Genomic DNA, 23061 nt, shown 5'->3' with positions numbered 1-23061 from the left:
TGCAGATCGTTGCCGGTCTTGCCGACCGTGCACAGCGCGGTGTTGCCCGCGGTCACGCCGGACAGCGCGACGGATTTCTTCGGCTTGAATGCGCCTGCGTTCGGCGTGCTGTTGTCTGCTTCGCTCATGGATTGTCTCCGGAAAGGGTTGGAATATGGGCCATTGATTCGACTGGGCTGCCTTGTACGCAAAGAACGGGCCAGCCCGCGCGCCGCCGGCTAAGTGCCTGATTTGGCGGTGGTCTGGCGAAACGATTCAAGCGGCCCGCCGCACGCTCGATTTCATTAATGAAACTGCGAATTTCAAATTGGCAATGAATGCTCGCATAATGTAGATTCCGAACCAACCCGCCGCGAGCCACCCGCCTTGAGCACGCCTCTTTACGAACCGCCGCAGCGTCCGCGCGTCTGGGCGCTCAGCATCAGCCGCCTGCGCGATCTGTTCTTCGATATCGCCGGCGAATATGTGGACCGCGCGGATGTTCGCATCGTGTCGCACGCCTTCGAAGACGCGGTGCGCGAAATCGAAGGTGCGGGCGCCGCGCGTCCCGACGTCGTGCTCGCTGGCGGCTCGAACGGCGCCTATCTGAAGACGCGCGTGTCGGTGCCGGTCGTGCGCATCAGCCCGACCGGCTACGACGTGATGCATGCGCTCGCGCGCGCGCGTCGCGAAGGCGCGCGCGTCGCGCTCGTCACGCACGGCGACACGCCCGACGAAGTGCGCCGCTTCGCCGCCGCGTACGCGCTCGACGTCACGTTCGCGTCGTATCAGTCCGCGCAGGACGCCGAGAGCGTCGTGCTCGATCTCAGCGATCGCGGCATCGACGTCGTGGTCGGCCCTGGCCTCGTGACCGATCTCGCCGCCAACGCAGGTATGGACGCGGTGTTTCTGTACTCGCGCGCGTCGGTGCGCGCCGGCTTCGACACCGCGCTCGAAGTCGCGCAGGCGACGCGCCGCGAAACCGTACGGCGTCAGCGGCTCGACACGCTGCTGCAGCATCTGCGCGACGGCGTGGTCGCGCTCGATGCGCAAGGCCGCGTCGAACTGATGAACCAGCGGCTCGCGAGCGTGCTCGGCATCGATGCCGCGAAGGCCGTCGGCCGCGCGCTGCTCGAACTCGCGCCCGACCTGGCGGGCAGTCTGCCGGACGCGGAGGGCGACAGCTTCTGCACGGTGCGCGGCGCGAGCTATGTCGTGCATCGCGGGCCGCTCGCAAGCAGCGGTGCGGCGCCGGGCACCGTGCTGACGTTTCAGGAATCGCGCGCGGTCGAGCGGCTCGATCGCACGCTGCGCGCGCGTCAACGGGTACAGCAGTTCACCGCGCGCTACCGGCTCGACGATATCGTCGGCGCGTCGGAATCGATCGAGCGGGTGCGCGCGCTCGTCGCGCGTTATGCGAGGTCGGACGCGACCGTGCTGATTCTCGGCGAGAGCGGCACCGGCAAGGAGATGGTCGCGCAGAGCATGCATCAGCTGAGCGCGCGGCGCGACTTCGCGTTCGTCGCGATCAATTGCGGCGCGTTTCCGGAGGCGCTGCTCGAAAGCGAGCTGTTCGGCTACGAGGAAGGCGCGTTCACCGGCGCGCGCAAGGGCGGCAAGGCGGGGCTGATCGAGGTCGCGCATCGCGGCACGCTGTTTCTCGACGAGATCGGCGAGATGCCGTTGCCGTTGCAGAGCCGCCTGTTGCGCGTGTTGCAGGAGCGCGAGGTGGTGCGGCTCGGGTCGACGGAGCCGATGCGCGTCGATATCCGCGTCGTCGCGGCGACGCATCGCGCGCTGACCGACGCCGTCGCGGCCGGCAGTTTCCGCGCCGATCTGTACTACCGGCTCAACATCCTCAGCATCGCGCTACCGCCGCTGCGCGAGCGGCCGAACGACCTGCTGCCGCTCGCCGCCGAACTATTGCGCCAGTCGGCCGCGCGCGAGCCGCGGCTGGCGGCGCGCGTGCCCGACGCGCAGACCGCCGCGCACATGCTCGATGGTTTGGGCGCGGCGTTGCGGCGCTATGCGTGGCCCGGCAATGTGCGCGAGTTGCAGAACGTGATCGAGCGGATCGTGGTTGAACTCGCGGATAGCGATGCGGATACGGATGCAAGCGCCGCGCTCGTCACGCGCGACATGCTGCGCGCGATCGCGCCGGAAATCGTCGAGCCCGCCGCGCGTGCGAAGCCGGCGGCGCTGACGCTGCGCGAGCGCAGCCGTCATGTCGAGGCCGACGAAATCCGAGCGGTGCTCGCGGCTCACGAAGGCGATCGCGATGCCGCTTGCGCCGCATTGGGCATCAGCAAGACGACGTTGTGGCGCAAGCTGAATGCAGGACGGTAGACCACCGAATCTGGCGTGAGATGAACGATGCGCCGGGCGGCAATGGCTTTTCCAGGCACATATCGGCAGAACATTTACTATCTTTTCCGCAAGGCGCTGAGCACAACAATGTCTTACGAAAAGACTATCGATGCCATTCACCAAGGATGCCGCTATGAGCAGAGAAGCCTATCCGATCGAAGTCGAATTCCCCGATATCGCGCAGCATGAGCAATCGTCATCGGGCATTGCCTACGTCCACACGTTCGATTCGGGTGTGCCCGGCCCGCACGTGATGATCAACGCGCTCACGCACGGCAACGAAGTGTGCGGCGCGATCGTCGTCGACGAACTGCTGCGCCGCGCGCTGCGGCCGCGGCGCGGGCAGCTCACGCTGTCGTTCGCGAACGTCGCCGCGTACCGGCGCTTCGATCCCGCGAATCCGGATGCCGCGCGCTTCGTCGATCAGGACTTCAATCGCGTATGGACCGCGGCGGTGCTCGACGACACGTCGCGCACGTCGAGCGAACTGAAGCGCGCGCGTGCGATGCGCCCGGTCGTCGACACCGTCGACGCGCTGCTCGACCTGCATTCGATGCACGAACGCTGCAAGCCGCTGATCGTCGCGGGACCGCTGGAAAAAGGCATCGACCTCGCGGTGCGGCTCGGCACGCCCGCCACGGTGATCTGCGACGAAGGGCATCCCGAAGGCCGCCGCATGCGCGACTACGAAGGATTCGGCGATGCCGCGAGCCCGAAGAACGCGCTGCTGATCGAATGCGGCCAGCATTGGGAGCGCGGTGCGGTGGCGGTCGCGCGCGATACGACCGCGCGCTTCCTGCTGCTGGCCGGCGTGATCGACGAGACGGATCTGCCGCCGGGGTGGCTCGCGCCGTTGCCGCCCGAGCAGAACATCGTGCGGGTGACGCAGCCGGTCGTCGCGACCAGCATGGACTTCAGCTTCGCCGCCGCGTACACAGGCCTCGAGGTTTTCGCCGAGGCGGGCGCCGTGATCGGCTGGTCGAACGGCGAAGCGGTGCGCACGCCCTACGACAACTGCATGCTCGTGATGCCGTCGCTGCGGCAGTTGCGACCCGGTGTCACGGTCGTGCGGCTGGGGCGAATCGAGCGGACGGTGGCTAATCCTGGCGTGACGGGTTGACGGTTTGCAATGGTTCGAATCCGCGGGCGCGCCCACCACGGCGCAGCTCGGGTATTCCCCCGTTGACCCGTTCGATTTCATTCCTTACAGTTGCGCGCGTTCGTGTAAAGAATCACCGTTCTATAAGCGAACAAATCCGCTCGCCCGACGCGGTTCCGTCAAGCCGATCCGTCCGGGTATGATTCATTGCCGAAGCACGGCCAATTGGCCCCGCACAGGCATCGTGCGCCGTTGCCAGACGGCGTACAGTCTTAAAGAAGAATAGCTCGTCGTTCGGGCCTTTCGCCGTCAGGAGACCATCATGAACCGCAGCCCCGCTGTGAACGTTCAAACCTTCATCAACGAGCATCCGTTTTCGCCGTTCCAGTGGCTGATCTTTTTCATGTGCTTCGTCATCGTCCTGCTGGACGGTTTCGACACTGCGGCGATCGGCTTTATCGCACCTTCGCTGATCACCGAATGGGGCATCGACAAGCCCGCGCTCGCGCCGGTGCTGAGCGCCGCGCTATTCGGCCTCGCCTGCGGCGCGCTCGGCTCGGGTCCGCTGTCCGACCGCCTCGGACGTCGCTCGATGCTGGTCGGCTCGGTGCTGCTGTTCGGCCTCGCCTGCCTCGCGTCGGCATTCTCGACCGGCATCGACCAGTTGACCATCCTGCGCTTCATCACCGGCGTCGGCCTCGGCGCCGCGATGCCGAACGCGGTCACGATGATGGGCGAGTACTGCCCTGACAACCGCCGCGCCACGGTGATCAACCTGATGTTTTGCGGCTTCCCGCTCGGCGCAGCCTTCGGCGGTTTCCTCGCCGCATGGATGATTCCTCACGTGGGTTGGCGCAGCGTGCTGATCCTCGGCGGCGTCACGCCGCTGGTGCTGTTGGTGCTGCTGGTCACCAAAATGCCCGAGTCGGTCCGCTACATGGTTGCGAACAACAAGCCGGCCGAGCGGATTCGCGCCGCCCTCGCGCGCATTTCCGGCGACGCGGTGCAGGCCGCCGGTTTCACGATGACCGAAACCGCGCCGCAAACCGGCGGCAAGGGTCTCGGCGTCGTACTGTCGCGCTCGTACATCGTCGGTTCGGTGATGCTGTGGCTCGCGTACTTCATGGGCCTCGTGATCTTCTACGCATCGATCAACTGGATGCCGATCCTGCTGAAGGACGCCGGTCTCACGCCGCAACGCGCGACGCTGATCTCCGCGCTGTTCCCGCTCGGCGGCGTCGGCGCGGTGCTGGCCGGCGTGCTGATGGACCGCTTCAACGCGAACCGCGTCATCGCGGTCTGCTATGCACTGACCGCCGTCAGCGTGTACTTCATTGGCCAGGCGGCCGGCAACGTCGGCGCGCTCGTGGCGATCGTGTTCATCGCCGGCGTGCTGATGAACACCGCGCAATCGTCGATGCCAGCGCTCGCCGCCGCGTTCTACCCGACCGTGGGCCGCGGCTCGGGCGTCGCGTGGATGCTCGGCGTCGGCCGCTTCGGCGGCATCGCGGGCTCGTTCCTCGTGGCCGAACTGACGCGCCGTCACTTTTCGTTCGGCGGCATCTTCGCGACGATCGCGGTGGCGGGTCTGCTGTCGTGCGTCGCGCTGCTGATCAAGCAGGCGGCCCGGCCGCAAGCGGCGCAAGCCGGTGCGTCGAAGACGGAGTCGTTCGGCCATTGAGCGTGCAATGAAATGTGCCCGCTAGCGAACCGGTAACGGTTCGAGCATGTAGCGACCCGAAAGCCGCCCTGCGATTCGCAGGGCGGCTTTTTTATTTGACTGAACGCGTGGGATCTCGCGCTTACCTGAACGCGAGCAGTTGCTCGACACAGAGAAGCACGGCAATCACGACCATCGCCGCGCCTGAAACCTGGCTGACCCTGCGCGCGACGCTCGGACGCGTGCGCAGAACCACCTTCGAGCCGAGTCCGACGACCGAATAAACCACCGCGCAATTGGCCATGTGCAGCAGGCCCAACGCGCCGATCTGCACTGGAATCGACCACGCCTCGGTGGCACGCGTGAATTGCGGCAGCAGCGCGAGAAACAGCAGCAGCGCTTTGGGATTGAGGCCGCTCACCGCGAAGCCGCGGATGGACCAGTCCAACGCGGCATCGGGTGCGCGTTCGGCCGCCACCGTCGGCACCGCGGGGCGAGCAAGAATATTGCCACCGATCCACAGCAGATAGCCCGCTCCGACGAACGTCAGCACGGCCAATACCGCCGGCACCCTGGCGACCAGCGCGCCGACGCCCGCCGCCACCACCACGGTGATCGCCAGATAGCCGGACAACATGCCCGCGATGGCGGGCGCGATCGCCCGCTCGCGCAATCCGGCCGAGATCGCGTACGCCCAGTCCGCGCCGGGCACCAGCACCAGCGAAAACGACACGAGCCAAAAGGCCGTCAACAGACTCGCTTCCACACCCTTCTTCCTCCCCGATGAACATGATCTGAATGGAGGGAATGTTACGGAGTTGAGTGTCGAAGGTGCTCCCTCTTTCTTGCCGCTGCAGAGCAGCCTGCGCTAGAATTTTTCGTATGGATGAAATTGATCGCAAGATTCTTGCTGAATTACAGCAGGATGGCCGACTTACCGTCACTGAACTCAGCGAGCGGATCGGCCTGAGCCTGTCGCCGTGCCAGCGGCGCCTGCGTGCGCTGGAAAAGGCCAGGGTCATCAGCGGCTATCGCGCCGTTATCGATCCGGCCACGATCGGTCTGAACTTCTCGGCGATCGTGTTTGCGACGTTGCGTGAGGGCAGTAGCCAGAACATCGAGTCTTTCGAACGCGCGCTGCCGGACATCCCGGAGATCACCCGCGCGGAGCGCCTGTTCGGCGATCCCGACTACATGCTGCACGTCGTCACGCGCGACCTGAAGGCGTTCCAGATCCTTTACGATCGCTATCTGCTGACGCTCCCCTGCGTGCTGCGACTGTCGTCGACGCTCGTGATGAAAAGCATTTTCGAGGACCGGCCGCTGCCATTGTGACGCATCGGCGTCGCACGGTTGGCCTGCGGCATTGTGATCCACCGCGGTAAAAAGCGCCCCCGGCCACTTCCCGATACACTACGCAACAATTTTTCCGCGCGCGGCCCGGCCCGGCGACCATCGCCGCTTCCGCGCCGCCGCCGTCCCATCTCAGGATTCCGGTAATGAAACGCGTAGTCGTATCCGCGCTCGCCGCGCTGTGCATCGCACAGCCGGCCGCCCAGGCCGTCGCGCAGACCGTCAGCGGTCAATGCTTCGCGCTCGGCGATATCGCCGGCCAGGTCGCGTCGTGGCGCGCCCACAAGAAGACCAAAGCTCAGGCGCTCGATCAGGCCGCCCATTACTACAAAGACCCGGCCGACCGCGCCGCCGTCGACGCGATCATTGAAAAGATCTACAGCCCGAACGCGCCGCACATGACGCCCGATCAGGCGAGCATGGCGATCACGTCGGACTGCGCGAACCAGCACAACGGGCAGGCAGCGCCGGCAAAGTGATGCCGGCATGTCCCGCGCCCGTTGCGCTGCGCCTTCAGCCGCGCGTCACACGCGATGCGCCAGGCGCCATGCGCTAGCGCCGCCGGAACGCATCCAGCGACGACAACGCATTGCCGTGGAAATCGAACAGCGTGTTGTTGTCCCACTGATCGCCGGCGCCGACTTTCCAGCCGACGTTCGGCGTCGGAATCCACTCGGGCTCCCACCAGAACACGCCCTTGCCGTGTCCGTCGGGGATCGCTTTCACGATATCGGTCACCGCGCCGAGGAACTGCGCCTGGCCCGCGGGCGTCTGCGGGTAGGTCGAGGTGCCGACGTTGGTCATCGAGTCCGGTTCCGAATCGCCGTCGCTGGTCGTCCACGGATAGGCGGTCTCGACGACGATCACGTCCTTGTCGTAGCGCGTCGCGAGATCGTTCACGTTGCCCTGCAGGTCGCTGAACGAGCCCTGCCATTGCGGGTAGTACGACAGGCCGATCACGTCGAACGTGACGCCACGCTGCGTCATGGCGTCGAACCACCAGCGGCTCGTCGCGTTATTGCCGCCGCTGTCGATATGCAGCATCACCTTGATGCGCCCGTCGACCGATTTGACCGCGTCGTGCCCGGCCTTCAGCAACGCTGCGAGGTTATCGAGCTGGTCGTACTTGCCAAGCGGCCACAGCATGCCGCCGGTGATCTCGTTGCCGATCTGCACCCACTCGGGATGCACGCCGTCGCGCTCGAGCATCCGCAACACATTCGACGTATACGCCGACAGCAGCGCGCAGGTCTCGGTGATGTCCTTGCCGGCCCAGTCGTGCGGCGGGTACTGCTTGCCCGGATCGGCCCACCAGTCGCTGTAGTGGAAGTCGATCAGGATGCGCAGGCCGAGCGCGGCGGCGCGGCGCGCGAGGACGCGCACGTGCTCGGCATTGTTCCAGCCGGCCGCGGGACTCTGATTGGCCGGAAAGAAGTCGGGATTGCCAGGATCGTTCCACACCTTGATACGGATCGAATCGACGCCGTGACGCTTCAGAATCTGCAGACAGTCGTGTGCCTCGCCATGTTCGTAGTACTTCGCGCCGTTCGCTTCGAGTTCGAGCAACGTCGAGACGTCCGCGCCCATCGCGAAGCGGTTCGCAAGCCCGGCAGCATTCTGCGCGCCAGCGTTTCCGGGGAACTGCCCACGCTCGGCGGCAATAGCGGGCGCGCCCACCGTCGCGCCGACACCCGCCGCCGCAGCGGCGCCCGCGAGCCATCCCAGCATTTCTCTTCGGTTCATCCGTCATCCTCCATCGATTGAATGGCGGCTCTTGTCGGGCCGCCTGGTCCTGGTTTGATGCGTCCGTGCTGCAACCTTCGAGTTTCGAACTGCGAGTTTCAGACTGCTGTTACCGCTTCCTCCTTTGTTGCGTTCCTGACGTCGAAACACACCGCGTCACGCGTCTTTCCACACGCAAACGTCGCCGGTATTCAGGCGCGGCTCGCCGAGCACGAACGTCGCATTGCGCGGGGCCGGCGCCTGTACCGGTTGCGCGCCGAAATTGAATGCGAAGGTCAGGCCGCCGCGGCGGCGCAGCCGCAGTCCGTCGGCGAGCACCTGCGTATCGAGGCTCGCGTCGTGCGCCGCCTGCCGCAACAGCGTGCGATGCAGGTCGTGCGACAGCCATCCGGCCACATAGCGCACGTTGCCGTGCGTCAGCAGCGCGGGCCACGCGTCGTAGAAGCGCGCGGCAATGCGCGTCTCGCCATTGGCGCGTACGTGCTCGCGCCAGTGCAGCGCGTGACCCTCGGTGCCGTCGATCGACAGCGCGGGCGCAAGCGTCGAGCGCAGTGATTCGACTTCGAGTACCTGGATCGGCAGCACGCGCTGCAACGCGCCGGGCGCGAGATTGCCGGGGATTGCGAACGCATCGGTTTTCGAGCCGCTGCGCGGGCCGAATACCCATTGCGCGTTCGAACGCGCGATCTGTTCGACGAGCTCGGTGTCGATCACCGCGATACTCGGCACCACGACCAGTTGGTAGCCCGACAGATCCGCCCGGCTCGACACGATATCGACATCGAGACCGAGTTCGCGCAGCGACTCGTAGTAGTCGAACGCGAGCGTCTGATAGTCGAAGCCCTTGCCGTGACGCTGGATCTCGAACATCCACTGCGTCTCGTAGTCGAATACCAGCGCGGTGGCCGCGCGCGCCGGCGCCGCAAGCGTCGACAGCGCCGTGCTGCCCGCGATTTCACGCGCGGCCCGTTGCACCTCGAGACCGCCCGGCGACAGTTCGTTGTTCGGCAGACTGAGCCCGGAATGCATCTGCTCCTGCGCATACGGGCATTGGCGCCAGCGGAAATACGACACCAGTTCCGCGCCATGCGCGAACGCCTCGTAGGCCCACAGCCGTACCATGCCCGGCGCCGGCACCGGATTCCACGACGCCCAGTTCACCGGCCCGGCCTGCTGCTCCATCACCCAGAAGCGGCCGCCGCCAATGCCCCGGTAGCGGTCATGATCGAACGCGGACACATCGGGATGCCCGGTCCGCGCGAAGCGCGCCTTCTGCTCCTGCGGCACCGCGATCGATTCGGTGCGCGCGATCGGATAGCTGTCCCATGCGGCGACGTCGATCGCGTTGTCGGCGGCGAAACGATAGTGATCGAAGGTCGTGAAAAAACCCATGAAGTTGTGCAGCAGATCCGCGTTCGGCGCATGCTCGCGCAACACGTCGATCTGCTCGCGATGAAAGCTCGCCACCTCGTCGGACATGAAGCGGCGGAAGTCGAGCAGATGGATCGGATTGGCGTCGGTGGGCGTCAGCGTCGGCAGGCCGATCGCGTCGAACGACGGGTACTCCATGCTCCAGAACACGTTGCCCCACGCATCGTTCAACCCGCCGATCGTTGCGTAGCGCCGCTGCAGCCACGCGTGAAAGCGCTGCAACGCCGCGGCCGAATAGCTCGGCACCGTGTCGTGGCAGCCGAGTTCGTTATCGGTCTGCCACGCGACGATCGACGCATGCCGCCCATAGCGCTTCGCCATCGCGCTGACGATGCGCACGCATTCGCGCCGGTACGTGTCGCTCGAAATATCGTAGTGTCGCCGCGAGCCGAAATTCCAGCGCGTGCCGTCCGCGCGTACCGGCAACACGTCCGGATGCGCGTCGACGAGCCACTTCGGCGGCGACGCGGTCGGCGTGCCGAGCACGAGTTTCAGCCCCGCTTTGGCGAGCGTCTCGACGGCTTCGTCGAGCCATTGCCAGTCGTATTCGCCGGCGCGCGGCTCCATGCGGCTCCACGCGAATTCGGCGATCCGCACATGCGTGATGCCGAGTTCGACCATACGTTGCGCATCGTCGGCCCACATCGTGCGCGGCCATTGTTCCGGGTAGTAGCAGACACCAAGTTGCATGTGAAAGTCTCGTGGTGAGTTGACGTCGAGCCGTCGTTTCAATCGTGTTTCAAGCGCCGTTCAGCCCTTGCTCGCGCCGAACGTGAGCCCGGCGACGAAATGCCTTTGCATCGCGAAGAACATCAGCACCGAAGGCAGCGCGGCCAGTACCGAGCCCGCTGCGACCAGGTTCCACGCGGTCGTCCATTGCCCCTTCAGCGAGGCGACGCCCACCGTGATCGGCGCGACATCGTCGCCTTGCGTCAGGCACAGCGCCCAGAAGTAGTCGTTCCACACGAACGTGAACACGAGGATCGCGAGCGCGGCGAGCGCGGGGCGGATCAGCGGCAGCACGATGCGCAGATAGATCGTCCACTCGCCCGCGCCTTCGACGCGCGCGGCCTCGATCATCTCGAACGGCAGCTGCTTGATGAAGTTGCGCAGAAACAAGGTGCAAAAGCCGGTCTGGAACGACACGTGAAAGATCACCAGCGCCCAGACGGTATTGAACAGGCCGAACTTCAGCGCCATGTCGCGCACCGGAATCATCAGGATCTGGATCGGCACGAAATTGCCGGCGACGAACGCGAACAGCACCGCCGTGTTGCCCGGAAAGCGATAGGTCGCCAACGCGAAGCCCGCCATCGACGCCAGCACGATCGCGCCGAGCACCGACGGCACCGTGATCAGCACACTGTTGGCGAAGTAATGCAGCATCGGCGTTTGCGTGAGCGCGGTGCCGTAGTTCTCCAGCAGCGCGAAATGTTTCGGCCAGGTCCAGTAGTCGCCCCGCGACAACTCGTCCGTCGAGCGGATCGAGGTCAGCAGCACGGCGAGCATCGGCAGCAGCCAGATGAACAGCGCGAGCGGCAGCGAGGCTTTGTAAAGCGTGCGATTCAGCGGTTTCCAGCGTTCGACGGGAAGCGGATACATGACCGGTTACTCCTAGGGTCTGTTTACATATGGAACGCACGTGCGTTGCCGCGAGAAGGGCCGCTCGCAAGGATTGCGACGCCGCGAATACTCAACGTATTCGCAAGGAGCGTGACGCAGCGAGCGGCCCTTCTCGCGGCAACCCCAGTTCTTGATTTCATTCCAGGGGAATGCCCGCTATCGGGCGCATGGCGGCGTCGCGCGTCGCTCACGTGGCGCGGCCACGCAGCGCTCCTTACTCCTTGCCCTGCGCCCGATAGCGGGCATTCGCACGTGCGTTCCATATGTAAACAGACCCTAGCGTTCAGAGAATCAGCGTTCCTCGCGCAGCATGCGGCGCAGATGGAACACGATATAGACGAGCATGATCGCGAACAGCACGACCGCAATCGCCGCGGAATAACCTTCGCGGTAGTACTTGATCGCCTGGTCGTACATGAAATAAGCGAGCACGGTGGAACTGTCGAACGGACCGCCGCCGCTCATCACCGCGATCAGATCGAAGCTGCGCAGTGCGCCGATCACGGTCAGCACCACCGCCATGAAAGTGGCGGGCCGCAGTTGCGGCAGGATCACGTGCCACAGCAAACGCAATCCTTTCGCGCCTTCCATGCGCGCGGCCTCGACCACTTCGGGATTGATGCCGGTGAGTCCGGTCAGATACAGGATCATGCAGAACGGTGCCTGCGGCCACAGCGCGGCGAAGATGATGCCGAACGTGGCCGTGTGCGGATCGCCGAGCACCGGAATGCCGTGACCTACAATCAACCGCAGCAGCCCGAACGTCGGATCGTAGAACCAGCTGAACACGAGGCCGACCACGACGCCCGACAGCACGAACGGGGCGAAAAACAGCGACTTCACGATGCGCATGCCGCGCACGTGCTGGTTCAGATACAGCGCGAACAGCAGACCGAGAGGCGGCGCGAGCAGAAACAGCGCGAGCCAGATCAGGTTGTTCTTCAGCGCCGTATAGAACGTATCGGACTGGAACAGCTCGACGTAATTGGCGAGACCCGCGAAGGTCTTCGGCGTCATGCCGTCCCAGTTGTAGAAGCTCAGCGAAATGCTGCTGATGATCGGATAGATCACGCACAGCGCGAACAACGCACAGCCCGGCAGCAGAAAGAAAAACGCGGCGCGATGCTGATGACGGCGCGTCGTCGAGACGCGACGGTGCCGCGCCGCGGGCAGGCGGCGCGCTGCGGTATGAGACATGGAACGGCCTCGTCGGAAATCGAAGGCGGGATTGACCCAAAAGCGGGACCCAAACGCGGGCCCCGGAAGCGGGACCCGCAAGCCGGCCGCGCTCAGGCGGCCGGCGCGGCGGGACTTACTTCTGGTAGATGCGCTTGCGGGTCGCTTCGAGATGAGCGAGCACGCTGTCGAGTTGCGACGGATCGCTGTAGAACTGCTGCATGGCCTTCATGCCTTCGTCGGCCATTTCCTTCTGCATGTCGCGATCGTAGAACTGCGCGATGCCGCCCTTCGTGTTCGCTAGCGTCTGGAAGCCGACCTTCGAGATCGAATCTTCAGGCGGAGCGGCCTGGCTGTTCGACGGCAACTGGCCCCAGCCTTTCGCGAGTTCGGCGTTGATCTTCGGCGTCTCCATGAACGCGAGCAGCTTGCGCGCGTCGGCCTTGTTCTTCGCCTTCGCCGGAATCAGCAGCACGTTGACGGGACCGTCCTCGGCCATTGGCACGTTCGGGTCGATCACCGGGAAACGGAAGAAGTCGATCTGATCCTTGATCGACGGCGGGAAGCTCGCCGAGAAGAAGGTGCCCATCAGCATCATCGCGGCCTTGCCGTTGTTCAGGATCGGCCCGATCGAATCGACGTCGTACGACAGCGCGTTTTCGATGAAGTCGTGATTGTCGAGCAGCACCTTCCACGTCGTGTAGACCTTCTTCACGCGCGGATCGGTGTACGGAATCTCGCCGGCCATCAGCTTCTGATGGAACTCGTTGCCGTTGATGCGCAGGTCGAGATAGTCGAACCAGGCGGCCAGCGTCCAGCTATCGCGCGCGGCCACCGCGATCGGCGCGACGCCGATCGCCTTCAGCTTTTTGTTCGCTTCGAGCAGTTCGTCCCACGTCTTCGGCTCGCTCTTGATGCCGGCCTTCTCGAACAGATCCTTGCGATAGAAGAAGCCGTACGCGTCATAACCGAGCGGCGCCGCATACTGCTTGCCCTTGTAAGTCGAAGCTTCCTTGACCGACGCGTACTGCTGCGACCAGCCGTTCTTCGCCCAGTCCGAACTCAGATCTTCGAGCAGACCGCGTTGCGCGTAGTAGGCCATCCGCTCGCCGTCGTGCCATGACACGATGTCAGGCGGATCGGTGGCGAGCCAGCCGCCCATTTGCACCTTGTACGCTTCCTCGGTCACGTAGGTGACTTTCAGATCGATGTCGGGATTGGCTTTCTTGAACTGATCGAATGCGTCCTGCCAGGTCGAGCGCTGATTACCGCGCGCCGATACGTTGACGTTCAGCGTGGCCGCGTCGACCACGGCGCTGCCGAGCGCGCCCGCCACCACGGCGGCGGCGATCGACACCTGTGCAAGACGGCGAAGGCGAAGAGCAATCATCTATGTCTCCTTGTCTACCTTGTTGACCGGCTACGCAGCGTGGCCGGCGATGTAACCCGCTCTATGGCGGAATTCAGTAAGACGAACCATTCGGTCCGGGGTCCGTCGTCGAGGTTCGATCAGGCGGCCGCGTGTTCCGGTTCGAACGTGCTACGCCGCAGCGCGAGTCCCTGTTCGTCGAACAGATGACAGGCAGCGGGCGGCACGTGAACGCGCAGGCGTTCGCCCGCGCCGAGCGGCGTATCGCCGGGCGCCTTCGCGATCAACGTTCCGCCCGCGTGGTCCGCGTGGATATAGCTGTGCTCGCCGAGCCGTTCCGATAGCACGGTCGCGCACTGAATGAACTGCTCGTCGCCGTCGAGCCGCAGATGCTCGGGTCGCACGCCGAGCGTGACGCGCTGGCCGCGTTGCAGTCGTTCACAATCGACGTGCGCGACGAGCTTTTCCGCACCGGCCGCCAGTGCCACCGTCACGCGCCCCGGCTCGATCGACTCGACGCTCGCATCGAAGAAGTTCATGCGCGGCGAGCCGATAAAGCCCGCGACGAAGCGCGACTTCGGGTGGTGATATAGCTCGAGCGGCGCACCGCTCTGCGCGATGCTGCCGAAGCGTTCGGCATCCGCACCCGCATGGAGCAGCACGATGCGATCGGCGAGCGTCATCGCTTCGACCTGATCGTGCGTCACGTAGACCACGCTCGCGTTCGCGAAGCGCTGATGCAGACGCGCGATCTCGACGCGCGTCTGGCCGCGCAGCGCGGCATCGAGATTCGACAGCGGCTCGTCGAACAGAAACACGCCCGGCTCGCGCACGATCGCGCGGCCGATCGCGACGCGCTGCCGCTGGCCGCCCGACAGCGCTTTCGGATGGCGATCGAGCAGGCTATCCAGTTGCAGAATCCGCGCGGCTTCGCGCACCTTGCGCTCGATTACGTCCTTCGGCTGCTTCGCGAGCTTCAGACCGAACGCCATGTTGTCGAACACGGTCATGTGCGGAAACAGCGCGTAGCTCTGGAACACCATCGCGACACCGCGTTCGGCGGCCGGCACGTCGTTGACGAGTCGCCCGCCGATATGCAGCTCGCCTTCGCTCAAGTCTTCGAGACCAGCGATCATCCGGAGTAAGGTCGACTTGCCGCAGCCCGACGGTCCCAGGAACACGCAGAACTCATGCTGCGCGATCTCCAGATTCACGCGCCGGATCACCGGCGGATGGTCGCCGTAGGCCTTTTGCACATCGCTCAAACGAATCGTCGCCATGCTGTCTCCACCTTGATTTAACCGCTTAAATTTTCGCCGAAATAAAACGCCCGGCTCTTGTGCGGGCGGCATTTAATCGCTTAAATTCGAGTTTGACGGAAAAAGTCATGGTGGGTGTCTCCGTTACGTTTCCGAGAAAGTTAGCAATGTCGCAGCCCGATTGCAACATTTGAATTGCCCTCCCTAAATATGGGATCACCCCGACATGGTCACGTTGTCCGAAGTCGCGAAACGCGCGCAGGTTACCGCCGCCACCGTCTCCAACGTGCTGCGCAATCGCGAGAAAGTCCGCCCTGAAACGGCTGAGCGGGTATTGCAGGCCATCGCCGAGCTCGGCTATCGGCCGAACCTGAATGCGCGCGCGCTCGCCGAAGGCCGTTCGTCGACGCTCGCGCTGATGCTGTCGAACATCTCGAACCCGTTCTACCCGGAGTTCGTGCTCGCCGCCGAGCGCGCGGCGCGCAAAACCGGCCACTTCCTAATGGTTTGCAATACCGACGACGATGCCGAAATCGGCCGCGCGTATCTGAACCAGATCGCCGGCACGCTCGCCGACGGTGTGCTCGTGATGAACACCGACATCACGATCAACGACCTGTGCGCATCGGCGACGCATAGCGCGCCGATTCTGCTCGCGATGTGGGAGCACCCCGAGTCGCCGCCCGCGCTGCCGTGCATCGCGGTCGACTTCGCGCGCGCGGGCGAACTGGCCGCGGCGCATCTGCTCGGGCTCGGCCATCGCGAGATCGGCCTGTTGATCGGCGACGGCTGCGGCGGATTGCAGGACGCGCGCTCGAATGGTTTTCGGGCGGCGATGCGCGCGGCCGGCATCGAGGCCGACGCGGCCGCGGTGCTGCAGATTCGCGACTCGATCGACGCCGGCTTCGCCGCCTGCATGGAACTGATGGCGAACCGCCCGCAACTGAGCGCGATCTTCGCGACCAACGACCTGCTCGCGATCGGCGCGATTCAGGCGTTGATCACGCTCGGCCGCTCGGTGCCCGACGACGTGTCGGTGATCGGCATCACCGACATTCAGCTCGCGCATCAGGTGCATCCCGCGCTGACCACGGTCGCGATTCAAACCGCGGCTGTCGCGGAGCTATCCATCCAGAGTCTGATCCGTTTGATCCAGACGCCGGAGCGGCAGCCGTCGATGGTGCTCGGGCCGCCGCCCGAGCTCGTGGTGCGCGCTTCGACCGGACCGCGCAGGAAGCGCTGAACGAGCGTTTCCTGCACAACTTCCGCGCTAGTTCACGCGCTCCGTCGCCATCCGCGTGACAATGTCGAACGCCTTCTGCGTCGCGCCGACATCAGCCTTGCCCTGCCCGTGAATGTCGAACGCGGTGCCATGCGCGGGCGTCGCGATCGGAATCGGCAAGCCGCCGTGCACGGTCACGCCGCGCCAGAAACCCATCAGCTTCATCGCGATCTGGCCTTGGTCGTGATACATCGTGACGACGCCGTCGAAGGCCCTCTGGTCGCGCGCGCGCACGAAGATCGTGTCGGCCGGAAACGGTCCCTGCGCGTCGTAGCCGAGCTTGCGCGCAGCCTCGACGGCCGGCGCGATCACGTCGATCTCCTCGCGGCCGAACGCGCCGTTGTCGCCGTTGTGCGGATTGAAGCCGCACACCGCGATCCGCGGCTGCGAATGGCCGGCGCGCTTCAGGCCATCGTGAATCAGCTGCACCGCGCCGACGATGCGCTCCTCCGACAGCTTCGCGCTGACGTCCTTCAATGCCATATGCGAGGTCACGCGCGACGTCCATAGCTCGTCGAGCAGGTTGAACTCGCAGAAGCTGCCCGTATAGCCGAGCTGCTTCGCGAACCACTCCATCTCGTCGCCGGTTTCCATGCCGGCCAGATGCAGCGAGGTCTTGTTGACCGGCGCGAACAGCATGCCTTGCGTGACGTTGCTTTGCGTCAGCGCGAGCGCCTGTTTGAACGCGGCGAGGCTATAACGGCCGCCGCGCTCGGTTGCCACCGCGCGCTCGAAAGGCTGCTCGCCGGGCAGACGGAAATCTATCAGCGACGGCACGCCCTCGCGTTGAAACGCGGCGTGCGCATCTTCGACCACGTCGTAATCGAAGCGCTGCTGCGCGATCTTCATGCCGGTCTCCAGCTCGCGCCGGTCGCCGATGATCAGCAACTCCGCGCGCGCCCTGTTCTCCTGCTGCGCGAACAGACGCGCGACCAACTCGGGACCGATCCCGGCGGGGTCGCCGAGAAGTACTGCGATGCGTGGCTTCATGTGCTTTCCTCGGCTCTGTCCATTCATTCGACGATGTTGAAATCGGCAAGATACTTGTCGCTCAACTTGATGCCAAGACCCGGCGCGTCGTCCGACAGTTGCAGATAGCCATTTTCCGGCTGCGGCTCGCCTTCGAAGATGTAGTAGAACAATTCGTTGCCCACTTCGACGTCGAACACCGGGAAGAACTCCGACATCGGGCTCGCGGTACTCGACATCGTCAGGTGATAGTTGTGCATCTGCCCCGCATGCGGAATCACCGGCACCGACCACGCTTCGGCCATCGCATTGATCTTGCGCGCCGCCGTGATGCCGCCGACACGGTTCGTGTCGTACTGAATCACGTCGATCGCGCGGCGCTCCAGCAGATCCTTGAAGCCATAGCTGGTGAACTCGTGCTCGCCGCCCGACACCGGCATCAGGTTCATCTTCTTCAACTCCTGATAGCCTTCGACGTCATCGCCGATCACCGGCTCCTCGATCCAGCGCGGATTGAATTCGGCGAGGCGCGGCAGCATTCTGCGCGCGTATTCGAGCGTCCAGCCCATATAGCATTCGAGCATGATGTCGACTTCGTCGCCGACCAGTTCGCGCAACAGGCGCACCTGTTCGAGGTTCTTCGCCATGCCTTTCGGACCGTCTTTCGGACCGTAGCCAAAGCGCATTTTCATCGCGGTGAAGCCGCTGTCCAGATAGCCTTGCGCTTCGCCGAGGAACGCATCGCGATCGTCGTTGTTGTAGAGCTTCGACGCATAGCACCAGATCTTCTCTTTCGTGCGGCCGCCGAGCAGCTTGAACACCGGCTTTTTCACGGCCTTGCCCATGATGTCCCACAGCGCGATATCGATCGCGGAGATCGCCGCCATGCCGATGCCTTTGCGGCCCCACGCGAGCGTGCGGCGATACATCTTCTGCCAGATGTATTCGTTATCGAACGGATCTTCGCCGATCGCGATCGGCGCGAGGTATTCGTCGATGATCTGCTTCGCGATGCGCGGCGCGAGCGCGCAATTGCCGATGCCCACGGTGCCGTCATCGCATTCGATTTCGACGACGAGCCAGCCGTGAAAGCGGAACGAGCCCATCGCATCGCCACGCTCGTACAGAATATCGACCGCGTTCGTGCAGAAATGCGCTTGCGGCGGGACGACCTTGCCTTTCCACTCGAAAACACGCGTACGGATATGCTTGATTTTCATGTTCGACGATTTCCTTCAGAGAGTCGGTGAGTCAGTGGCCCGTGCGTTCGCCGAGCGGGCCGTTGCGATGAGAGACGGAATGGGAGGCAGGGGCGGACGTGAAGCGGAAAGTCAGCAGCAGCAATGCGCCGATCAGTCCGACCACGGCGAGCGAGAACATGCCCGCCTGCGACGAGCCGATCGCGCGCTCGGCCAGCCCCTTCAGATTCGGTGCGACGAAGCCGCCAAGATTGCCGATCGAATTGATCAACGCGATGCCGCCCGCGGCCGCGGCGCCGCCGAGGTAATTGGTCGGCAGCGTCCAGAACAGCGGCTGCACACAGACGAAACCGATGGCGGCGAAACAGAACGCGGCAATCGCCAGCGTGACCGACGAGGTCATCGCCGATGCGGCGATGCCGAACGCCGCGAGCGCGAGCATCGCCGCGGCCCAGATACGGTGATGACCGTGGCGGTCGGCGTAGCGCGTCACGCAGAACGTGCCGACGATCGCCGCGATCCACGGAATCGCGGTCAGCAGTCCGACCTCGACGCCGACATGTCCGCCGCTCTCAAGCCCGGCGATGCGCGTCGGCAGATAGAACACCACGCCGTACACGCTCATCTGCACCGCGAAGTAGATCAGCCCGCAGAACAGCACGCGCGAATCGCGCAGCGCCGCGAGCACCGACGACGGACCATGCGCGAGCTTCTGACGGTCTTCCTGCCGCAGCGCCTGATCGAGCGCGTCACGCTCTTCGGCATCGAGCCAGCGCGCCTGCACCGGCCGGTCGGTCAGATAGAAGTAAGCGACGACACCCACCACCGATGCCGCCAGCCCCTCGACGACGAACAGCCATTGCCACGGATGCATGCCGAACGGATTACCCGCATCGAGCAGCAGACCCGAGATCGGGCTGCCGAGCAGCAGTGCGAGCGGGAAGCCGAAATAGAACATGCCCATCGTTTGCGAGCGCGTTTTCGCGGGGAACCAGTTCGACAGGAACAGGATGATGCCGGGAAAGAAACCGGCTTCGGCAATGCCGAGCAGCGTGCGCAGCACATAGAAGCTGGTGGCGCTGTCGACGAAGGCGGTGCACGCTGACACGATGCCCCACGTAACCATGATGCGGCTCATCCACACGCGCGCGCCGAAGCGGTACATCAGCAGGTTGCTCGGCACTTCGAACACCGCGTAGCCGACGAAGAAAATGCCGGCGCCGAACGCGAATGCCGCATCGCTCAAGCCGGTGTCGGCCTGCAGCACGTTCTTCGCGAAGCCGACGTTCGCGCGGTCGATGAAGGCCAGCACATACATCAGGATCAGAAAAGGCAGCAGCCTCGTGCGCGCTTTGGTAATCGCGCTGTCGAGCGCGGGGCTCGCGGTGATCGTCATGCGTCGTCTCCAGTTTTGTCTTGTCAACCCGAACGGCGTTGCGATTGGCGTCGTTCGATAAGCGCTAGTGTGCGAAACTATCCGATAACTGACCACTGAATAATTCGAATCGGCCGATTCGCTAAAGTTATCGCTCATGATCCCGCCCGCTTCCACCATTCGCAAACGCTTGCGCCTGCGTCATCTGCAACTGATGGTCGCGCTGTCGGAAACGGAATCGCTGCGGCGCGCCGCCGACGATCTCGCGATGACCCAGCCCGCCGCCACCAAAGCCTTGCAGGAACTCGAAGACACGCTCGGCGTATCGCTGTTCGTGCGCCATGCGCGCGGTATGGAGCCGACCATCTTCGGCGAGGCCGTGATGCGCTATGCGCGCGTCGTGTTCGAGGATCTCGACGAGCTGCGCGAGGAGCTGGCCGGCATCGAGGCGGGCGACATCGGCAAGGTGCGCATCGGCGCGGTGATGGCGCCGTCGCCCGAGTTGCTGACGCACACGATCGTCAAGCTGAAGGAAGCGCATCCGCGCCTGCAGATGGCGGTCACGATCGACACCAGCGACGTGCTCGTGCAGTCGCTGCAACAGGATCAGCTCGACATCGTGATCGGCCGCATTCCGGATGGTTTTCCGGCGCTCGATCTGAGCTTCGAGACGTTGGCGGAAGAGGCGCTGTCGATCGTCGTGCGGCCCGATCATCCGGCCGTGCTGGCCGGCAAACAGGCGAACACGCGGCCGAAGCTCGCGGACCTCGCGCGCTACCCGTGGATCATCCAGCCGCATCCGAGCCCGATGCGCCAGGTCATCGATCAAACGTTTCGCGAGTCGCGCGTCGCGCCGCCCGTGAGCACGGTCGAGACCTCGTCGATTCTGACCACGCTGTCGTTGCTGCGCGATTCGGACATGCTCGCCGTGCTGCCGAGTTCGGTCGCCCAGTACTACGTCGCGCTCGATGCGATCGCCGCGATCGCGACGCCGTTGCGCGGCCGGCTCGCACCATATGGGCTGATTCTGCGCAGGAACCGGCGCATCACGCCGGCCATGCAACTGGTCATCGATTCGATTCGCGCGGCGTGAGGTTGTCGGCGAAGCGCAATTCGGCGCCCGCGTTGAGGTCCGCGAGCTCAGATTGAGCGCCGGCCGCGTCGAGCGGAATATCCGGCCGCATGAAGAACGTCGCGACGATGCCGAGCGCGAGCAGTCCGAGCGAGCCCGCGAACGGCAGCGTCCAGCTACCCGTGCGGTCCACGATCAAGCCGAATACGATCGGCGTGAAAATCCCCGCAATCGCCGAGCCCGCGTTGACGAGTCCGCTCGCGACTCCGACATGCCGCGGCGTGATGTCCATCGGCACGGCCCAGATCGGCCCGATCGTCATTTCGAGGAAGAAGAACGACAGGCTCATGCACGCGGCCATCACCGGCAGCGACTTCACGACCATCACCGGCGCGAGGAACACCAGCGCGCCGAGAAACGCGCAGATGATCACGTTGCGGCGCGCCGCGACGACGTTGCGGGTGCGCTTCAACACCCGGTCGCTGAGCACGCCGCCCGCGGTATTGCCGACCACGCCGGACAGGAACACCCCCGCGGAGAACATCGCCGAGCTCTTCAGATCGAGGCCGCGGCCGTGCATGAAGAAGGTGGGCAGCCAGGTGAAGAACAGCCAGCCGGTCCAGCCATAGCAGAAGTAGACGAGCATCGTGGGTGCGATGCGTTTGAGCAGACGCCGCCACGGGGTGGGCTCGCGCGTCGCTTCGGCCGCGGCTTGACGCACCGGCGGCAATTGCGCTTCCTGCTCGGCGGTCATGTGGCGATGCTTGCGCGGATCGTCGCTGAAATACCATGCGTAGACGACGACCCACACGAAGGTCAGCGCGCCCACCGCGAGAAACGACCCGCGCCAGGATGAATACGCAACCAGCAGCGCGATCAGCGGCGGCGTGATCGCGTTGCCGAGTCTCGAGAACGAATGCGTGATGCCCTGCACGAAGCCGCGCCGGTTCGACGGGAACCAGTTGGTCAGCGCCCGCGCCTGGGCGGGAAGTGCGGCGCCTTCTCCTATGCCGAGCAGCAGACGCGAGGCGAACAGCGACACGAGCCCGCCGGAGAGACCGGTCGCAACCGTCGCGACGATCCAGATGCTCGCGGAAGCGACGAGGGTGCGCTTCGCGCCGAAGCGGTCGCTGATCCAGCCGCCTATCACCTGACATATCGTGTACGTGTATGCGAACGCGGCGAACACGAGGCCGACGTCGGTATTGCTCAGGTGCAGATCGTCGCGAATCAGGCCGGCCGCCGCCGACAGGTTGACGCGATCGAGATACATGATGAACGACATCGCGCACATGAGCGCGAGAACCGCCCGGCTGACCTTGGGTCGCTGCATCGTCTCCTCCGGATTGTTGCGTGAGCCCACGCCGATGCTCCGACGTCGGGGTCCGCTATGAGCTGTTTTGTGCGCACATTATCAGAAGCCGGGTGATAGTTGACTAATGAATTGTTTGGATACAGCGATCACTGGCGGTTATCGCTGCGAGTAATAGCGGGATGGCTTGAGATGGAATGGACAGCGCCCTTCCTTCGGGGATCGAAGGCATGGCAGATAGGTCGGTAACCGTTCGCATGGCCGCTTCAGAACGCCCAGAAACTGTTCGACTTTGCCGCTCAGGCCGCCTCGCTCTTTCGCCAGGTCAAAAGGATTTGCTGCTTTGCGTTGACCAGGGTTGCCACGTGCTCGTGCAACTGCTCGCGGGTGCGCTCGGTCGGGCCGCCGATCGAAAGCCCATGCAGATCGCCGGCGAAGTCGAAGGCTACGGCGACCGCCGAAAGCTCGGGGGGCCCCCACATCGTGGCGTCAGCGCTCCTTGCGGGCGAATACTACGATGAGCATTCCGCGCCGTACGCAGCGCAAAGCGTCACGATGCTGGTTTTTGCCTCGGCATGCGTCGCGCTCGATCACATGTCATCAGTCAGCGCTGCCCTGTCCAACTGTTTCGGTTTGCCTGGCAGCTATGGCGCCGGTGAGGCGCTGAGGATACTGAATAACTATCGTCGCCTGCTCATAGGCGAGAAAGCCCTGACCGTGATTTCCACGCCGTCAGGGCTTTTTCAGGAGCGCGAGGGCGAATAACGTATCAAAGCCGGTGATGTCCGATCAA

General features: G+C 64.4%; 20 protein-coding genes and 1 pseudogene. 8 read left to right on the top strand and 13 right to left on the bottom strand.

What is annotated here, in order from left to right:
* Positions 1-128 (bottom strand): annotated as a pseudogene (locus EVC45_RS23125) (2-methylcitrate synthase); the annotation flags it as partial.
* Between the two features lie 238 nt (positions 129-366).
* Here EVC45_RS23125 and prpR point away from each other — a divergent pair.
* From prpR to EVC45_RS23110, 3 genes are all read left to right on the top strand, one after another.
* The gene (gene prpR, locus EVC45_RS23120) at positions 367-2325 is read left to right on the top strand and encodes a propionate catabolism operon regulatory protein PrpR (protein ID WP_129960561.1); all 1959 of its coding nucleotides are present in this window, start codon (positions 367-369) and stop codon (positions 2323-2325) included.
* Between the two features lie 154 nt (positions 2326-2479).
* Entirely contained in the window at positions 2480-3466 is a 987-nt protein-coding gene (locus EVC45_RS23115; RefSeq protein ID WP_129960560.1) for a M14 family metallopeptidase, read from the top strand.
* 301 nt (positions 3467-3767) lie between these two features.
* A complete protein-coding gene (locus EVC45_RS23110) occupies positions 3768-5126 on the top strand; it encodes an MFS transporter (protein WP_129960559.1) in 1359 nt (452 codons plus the stop codon).
* A 121-nt stretch (positions 5127-5247) separates the two neighbouring features.
* On the opposite strand, the gene EVC45_RS23105 is transcribed toward EVC45_RS23110, so the two are convergent.
* Complete coding sequence (locus tag EVC45_RS23105; RefSeq protein ID WP_129960558.1) at positions 5248-5871, bottom strand: LysE family translocator; 624 nt, start codon at positions 5869-5871, stop codon at positions 5248-5250.
* A gap of 116 nt (positions 5872-5987) precedes the next feature.
* Here EVC45_RS23105 and EVC45_RS23100 point away from each other — a divergent pair, with 116 nt between their 5' ends.
* Together EVC45_RS23100 and EVC45_RS23095 are read left to right on the top strand one after the other, a co-directional pair.
* The gene (locus tag EVC45_RS23100) at positions 5988-6440 is read left to right on the top strand and encodes an Lrp/AsnC family transcriptional regulator (RefSeq protein ID WP_129960566.1); all 453 of its coding nucleotides are present in this window, start codon (positions 5988-5990) and stop codon (positions 6438-6440) included.
* Between the two features lie 164 nt (positions 6441-6604).
* Complete coding sequence (locus EVC45_RS23095) at positions 6605-6937, top strand: hypothetical protein (RefSeq protein WP_129960557.1); 333 nt, start codon at positions 6605-6607, stop codon at positions 6935-6937.
* 73 nt (positions 6938-7010) lie between these two features.
* On the opposite strand, the gene EVC45_RS23090 is transcribed toward EVC45_RS23095, so the two are convergent.
* The 6 genes from EVC45_RS23090 to EVC45_RS23065 all read right to left on the bottom strand — a co-directional run bounded on the left by EVC45_RS23090 (position 7011) and on the right by EVC45_RS23065 (position 15080).
* A complete protein-coding gene (locus EVC45_RS23090) occupies positions 7011-8201 on the bottom strand; it encodes an arabinogalactan endo-1,4-beta-galactosidase (protein ID WP_129960556.1) in 1191 nt (396 codons plus the stop codon).
* A gap of 156 nt (positions 8202-8357) precedes the next feature.
* Positions 8358-10322 carry a beta-galactosidase gene (locus tag EVC45_RS23085; RefSeq protein ID WP_129960555.1) on the bottom strand — a complete coding sequence of 655 codons (1965 nt, stop codon included), beginning with the start codon at positions 10320-10322 and terminating at the stop codon, positions 8358-8360.
* Positions 10323-10382: 60 nt separating this feature from the next.
* Positions 10383-11234, bottom strand: coding sequence for a carbohydrate ABC transporter permease (locus tag EVC45_RS23080; RefSeq protein ID WP_129960554.1), 852 nt, complete (start codon positions 11232-11234; stop codon positions 10383-10385).
* A gap of 312 nt (positions 11235-11546) precedes the next feature.
* A complete protein-coding gene (locus EVC45_RS23075) occupies positions 11547-12452 on the bottom strand; it encodes a carbohydrate ABC transporter permease (protein WP_129960553.1) in 906 nt (301 codons plus the stop codon).
* 115 nt (positions 12453-12567) lie between these two features.
* Positions 12568-13821, bottom strand: coding sequence for an ABC transporter substrate-binding protein (locus EVC45_RS23070; RefSeq protein WP_129960552.1), 1254 nt, complete (start codon positions 13819-13821; stop codon positions 12568-12570).
* 119 nt (positions 13822-13940) lie between these two features.
* Entirely contained in the window at positions 13941-15080 is a 1140-nt protein-coding gene (locus tag EVC45_RS23065) for an ABC transporter ATP-binding protein (RefSeq protein WP_129960551.1), read from the bottom strand.
* A 205-nt stretch (positions 15081-15285) separates the two neighbouring features.
* Between EVC45_RS23065 and EVC45_RS23060 the strand changes: the two genes are divergently transcribed.
* A complete protein-coding gene (locus EVC45_RS23060; protein ID WP_129960550.1) occupies positions 15286-16302 on the top strand; it encodes a LacI family DNA-binding transcriptional regulator in 1017 nt (338 codons plus the stop codon).
* Positions 16303-16329: 27 nt separating this feature from the next.
* On the opposite strand, the gene EVC45_RS23055 is transcribed toward EVC45_RS23060, so the two are convergent.
* Genes EVC45_RS23055 through EVC45_RS23045 form a run of 3 tightly spaced genes read right to left on the bottom strand, consistent with a single transcriptional unit; the run spans position 16330 to position 19905 of the window.
* Positions 16330-17331, bottom strand: coding sequence for a 4-hydroxythreonine-4-phosphate dehydrogenase PdxA (locus EVC45_RS23055; RefSeq protein WP_129960549.1), 1002 nt, complete (start codon positions 17329-17331; stop codon positions 16330-16332).
* Between the two features lie 23 nt (positions 17332-17354).
* Positions 17355-18530: an L-rhamnonate dehydratase gene (locus EVC45_RS23050; RefSeq protein ID WP_129960548.1), complete on the bottom strand. Its 1176-nt coding sequence runs from the start codon at positions 18528-18530 to the stop codon at positions 17355-17357.
* A 31-nt stretch (positions 18531-18561) separates the two neighbouring features.
* Entirely contained in the window at positions 18562-19905 is a 1344-nt protein-coding gene (locus EVC45_RS23045; RefSeq protein ID WP_129960547.1) for an MFS transporter, read from the bottom strand.
* Positions 19906-20041: 136 nt separating this feature from the next.
* Here EVC45_RS23045 and EVC45_RS23040 point away from each other — a divergent pair, with 136 nt between their 5' ends.
* Positions 20042-20977, top strand: coding sequence for a LysR family transcriptional regulator (locus EVC45_RS23040; RefSeq protein ID WP_129960546.1), 936 nt, complete (start codon positions 20042-20044; stop codon positions 20975-20977).
* On the opposite strand, the gene EVC45_RS23035 is transcribed toward EVC45_RS23040, so the two are convergent.
* Both EVC45_RS23035 and EVC45_RS23030 read right to left on the bottom strand, forming a co-directional pair.
* The gene (locus EVC45_RS23035; protein ID WP_129960545.1) at positions 20952-22289 is read right to left on the bottom strand and encodes an MFS transporter; all 1338 of its coding nucleotides are present in this window, start codon (positions 22287-22289) and stop codon (positions 20952-20954) included. The two genes, EVC45_RS23040 and EVC45_RS23035, sit on opposite strands and share 26 nt — an antisense overlap.
* A 278-nt stretch (positions 22290-22567) precedes the next feature.
* Complete coding sequence (locus tag EVC45_RS23030; protein WP_129960544.1) at positions 22568-22750, bottom strand: hypothetical protein; 183 nt, start codon at positions 22748-22750, stop codon at positions 22568-22570.
* Position 22751: 1 nt separating this feature from the next.
* Here EVC45_RS23030 and EVC45_RS23025 point away from each other — a divergent pair, with 1 nt between their 5' ends.
* Entirely contained in the window at positions 22752-23033 is a 282-nt protein-coding gene (locus EVC45_RS23025; protein ID WP_129960543.1) for a hypothetical protein, read from the top strand.
* Positions 23034-23061 lie beyond the last annotated feature (28 nt).

Source organism: Paraburkholderia sp. UYCP14C (assembly GCF_004197395.1).
Taxonomy (GTDB): domain Bacteria; phylum Pseudomonadota; class Gammaproteobacteria; order Burkholderiales; family Burkholderiaceae; genus Paraburkholderia.
This window is presented reverse-complemented; position numbering and strand designations above follow the sequence as displayed.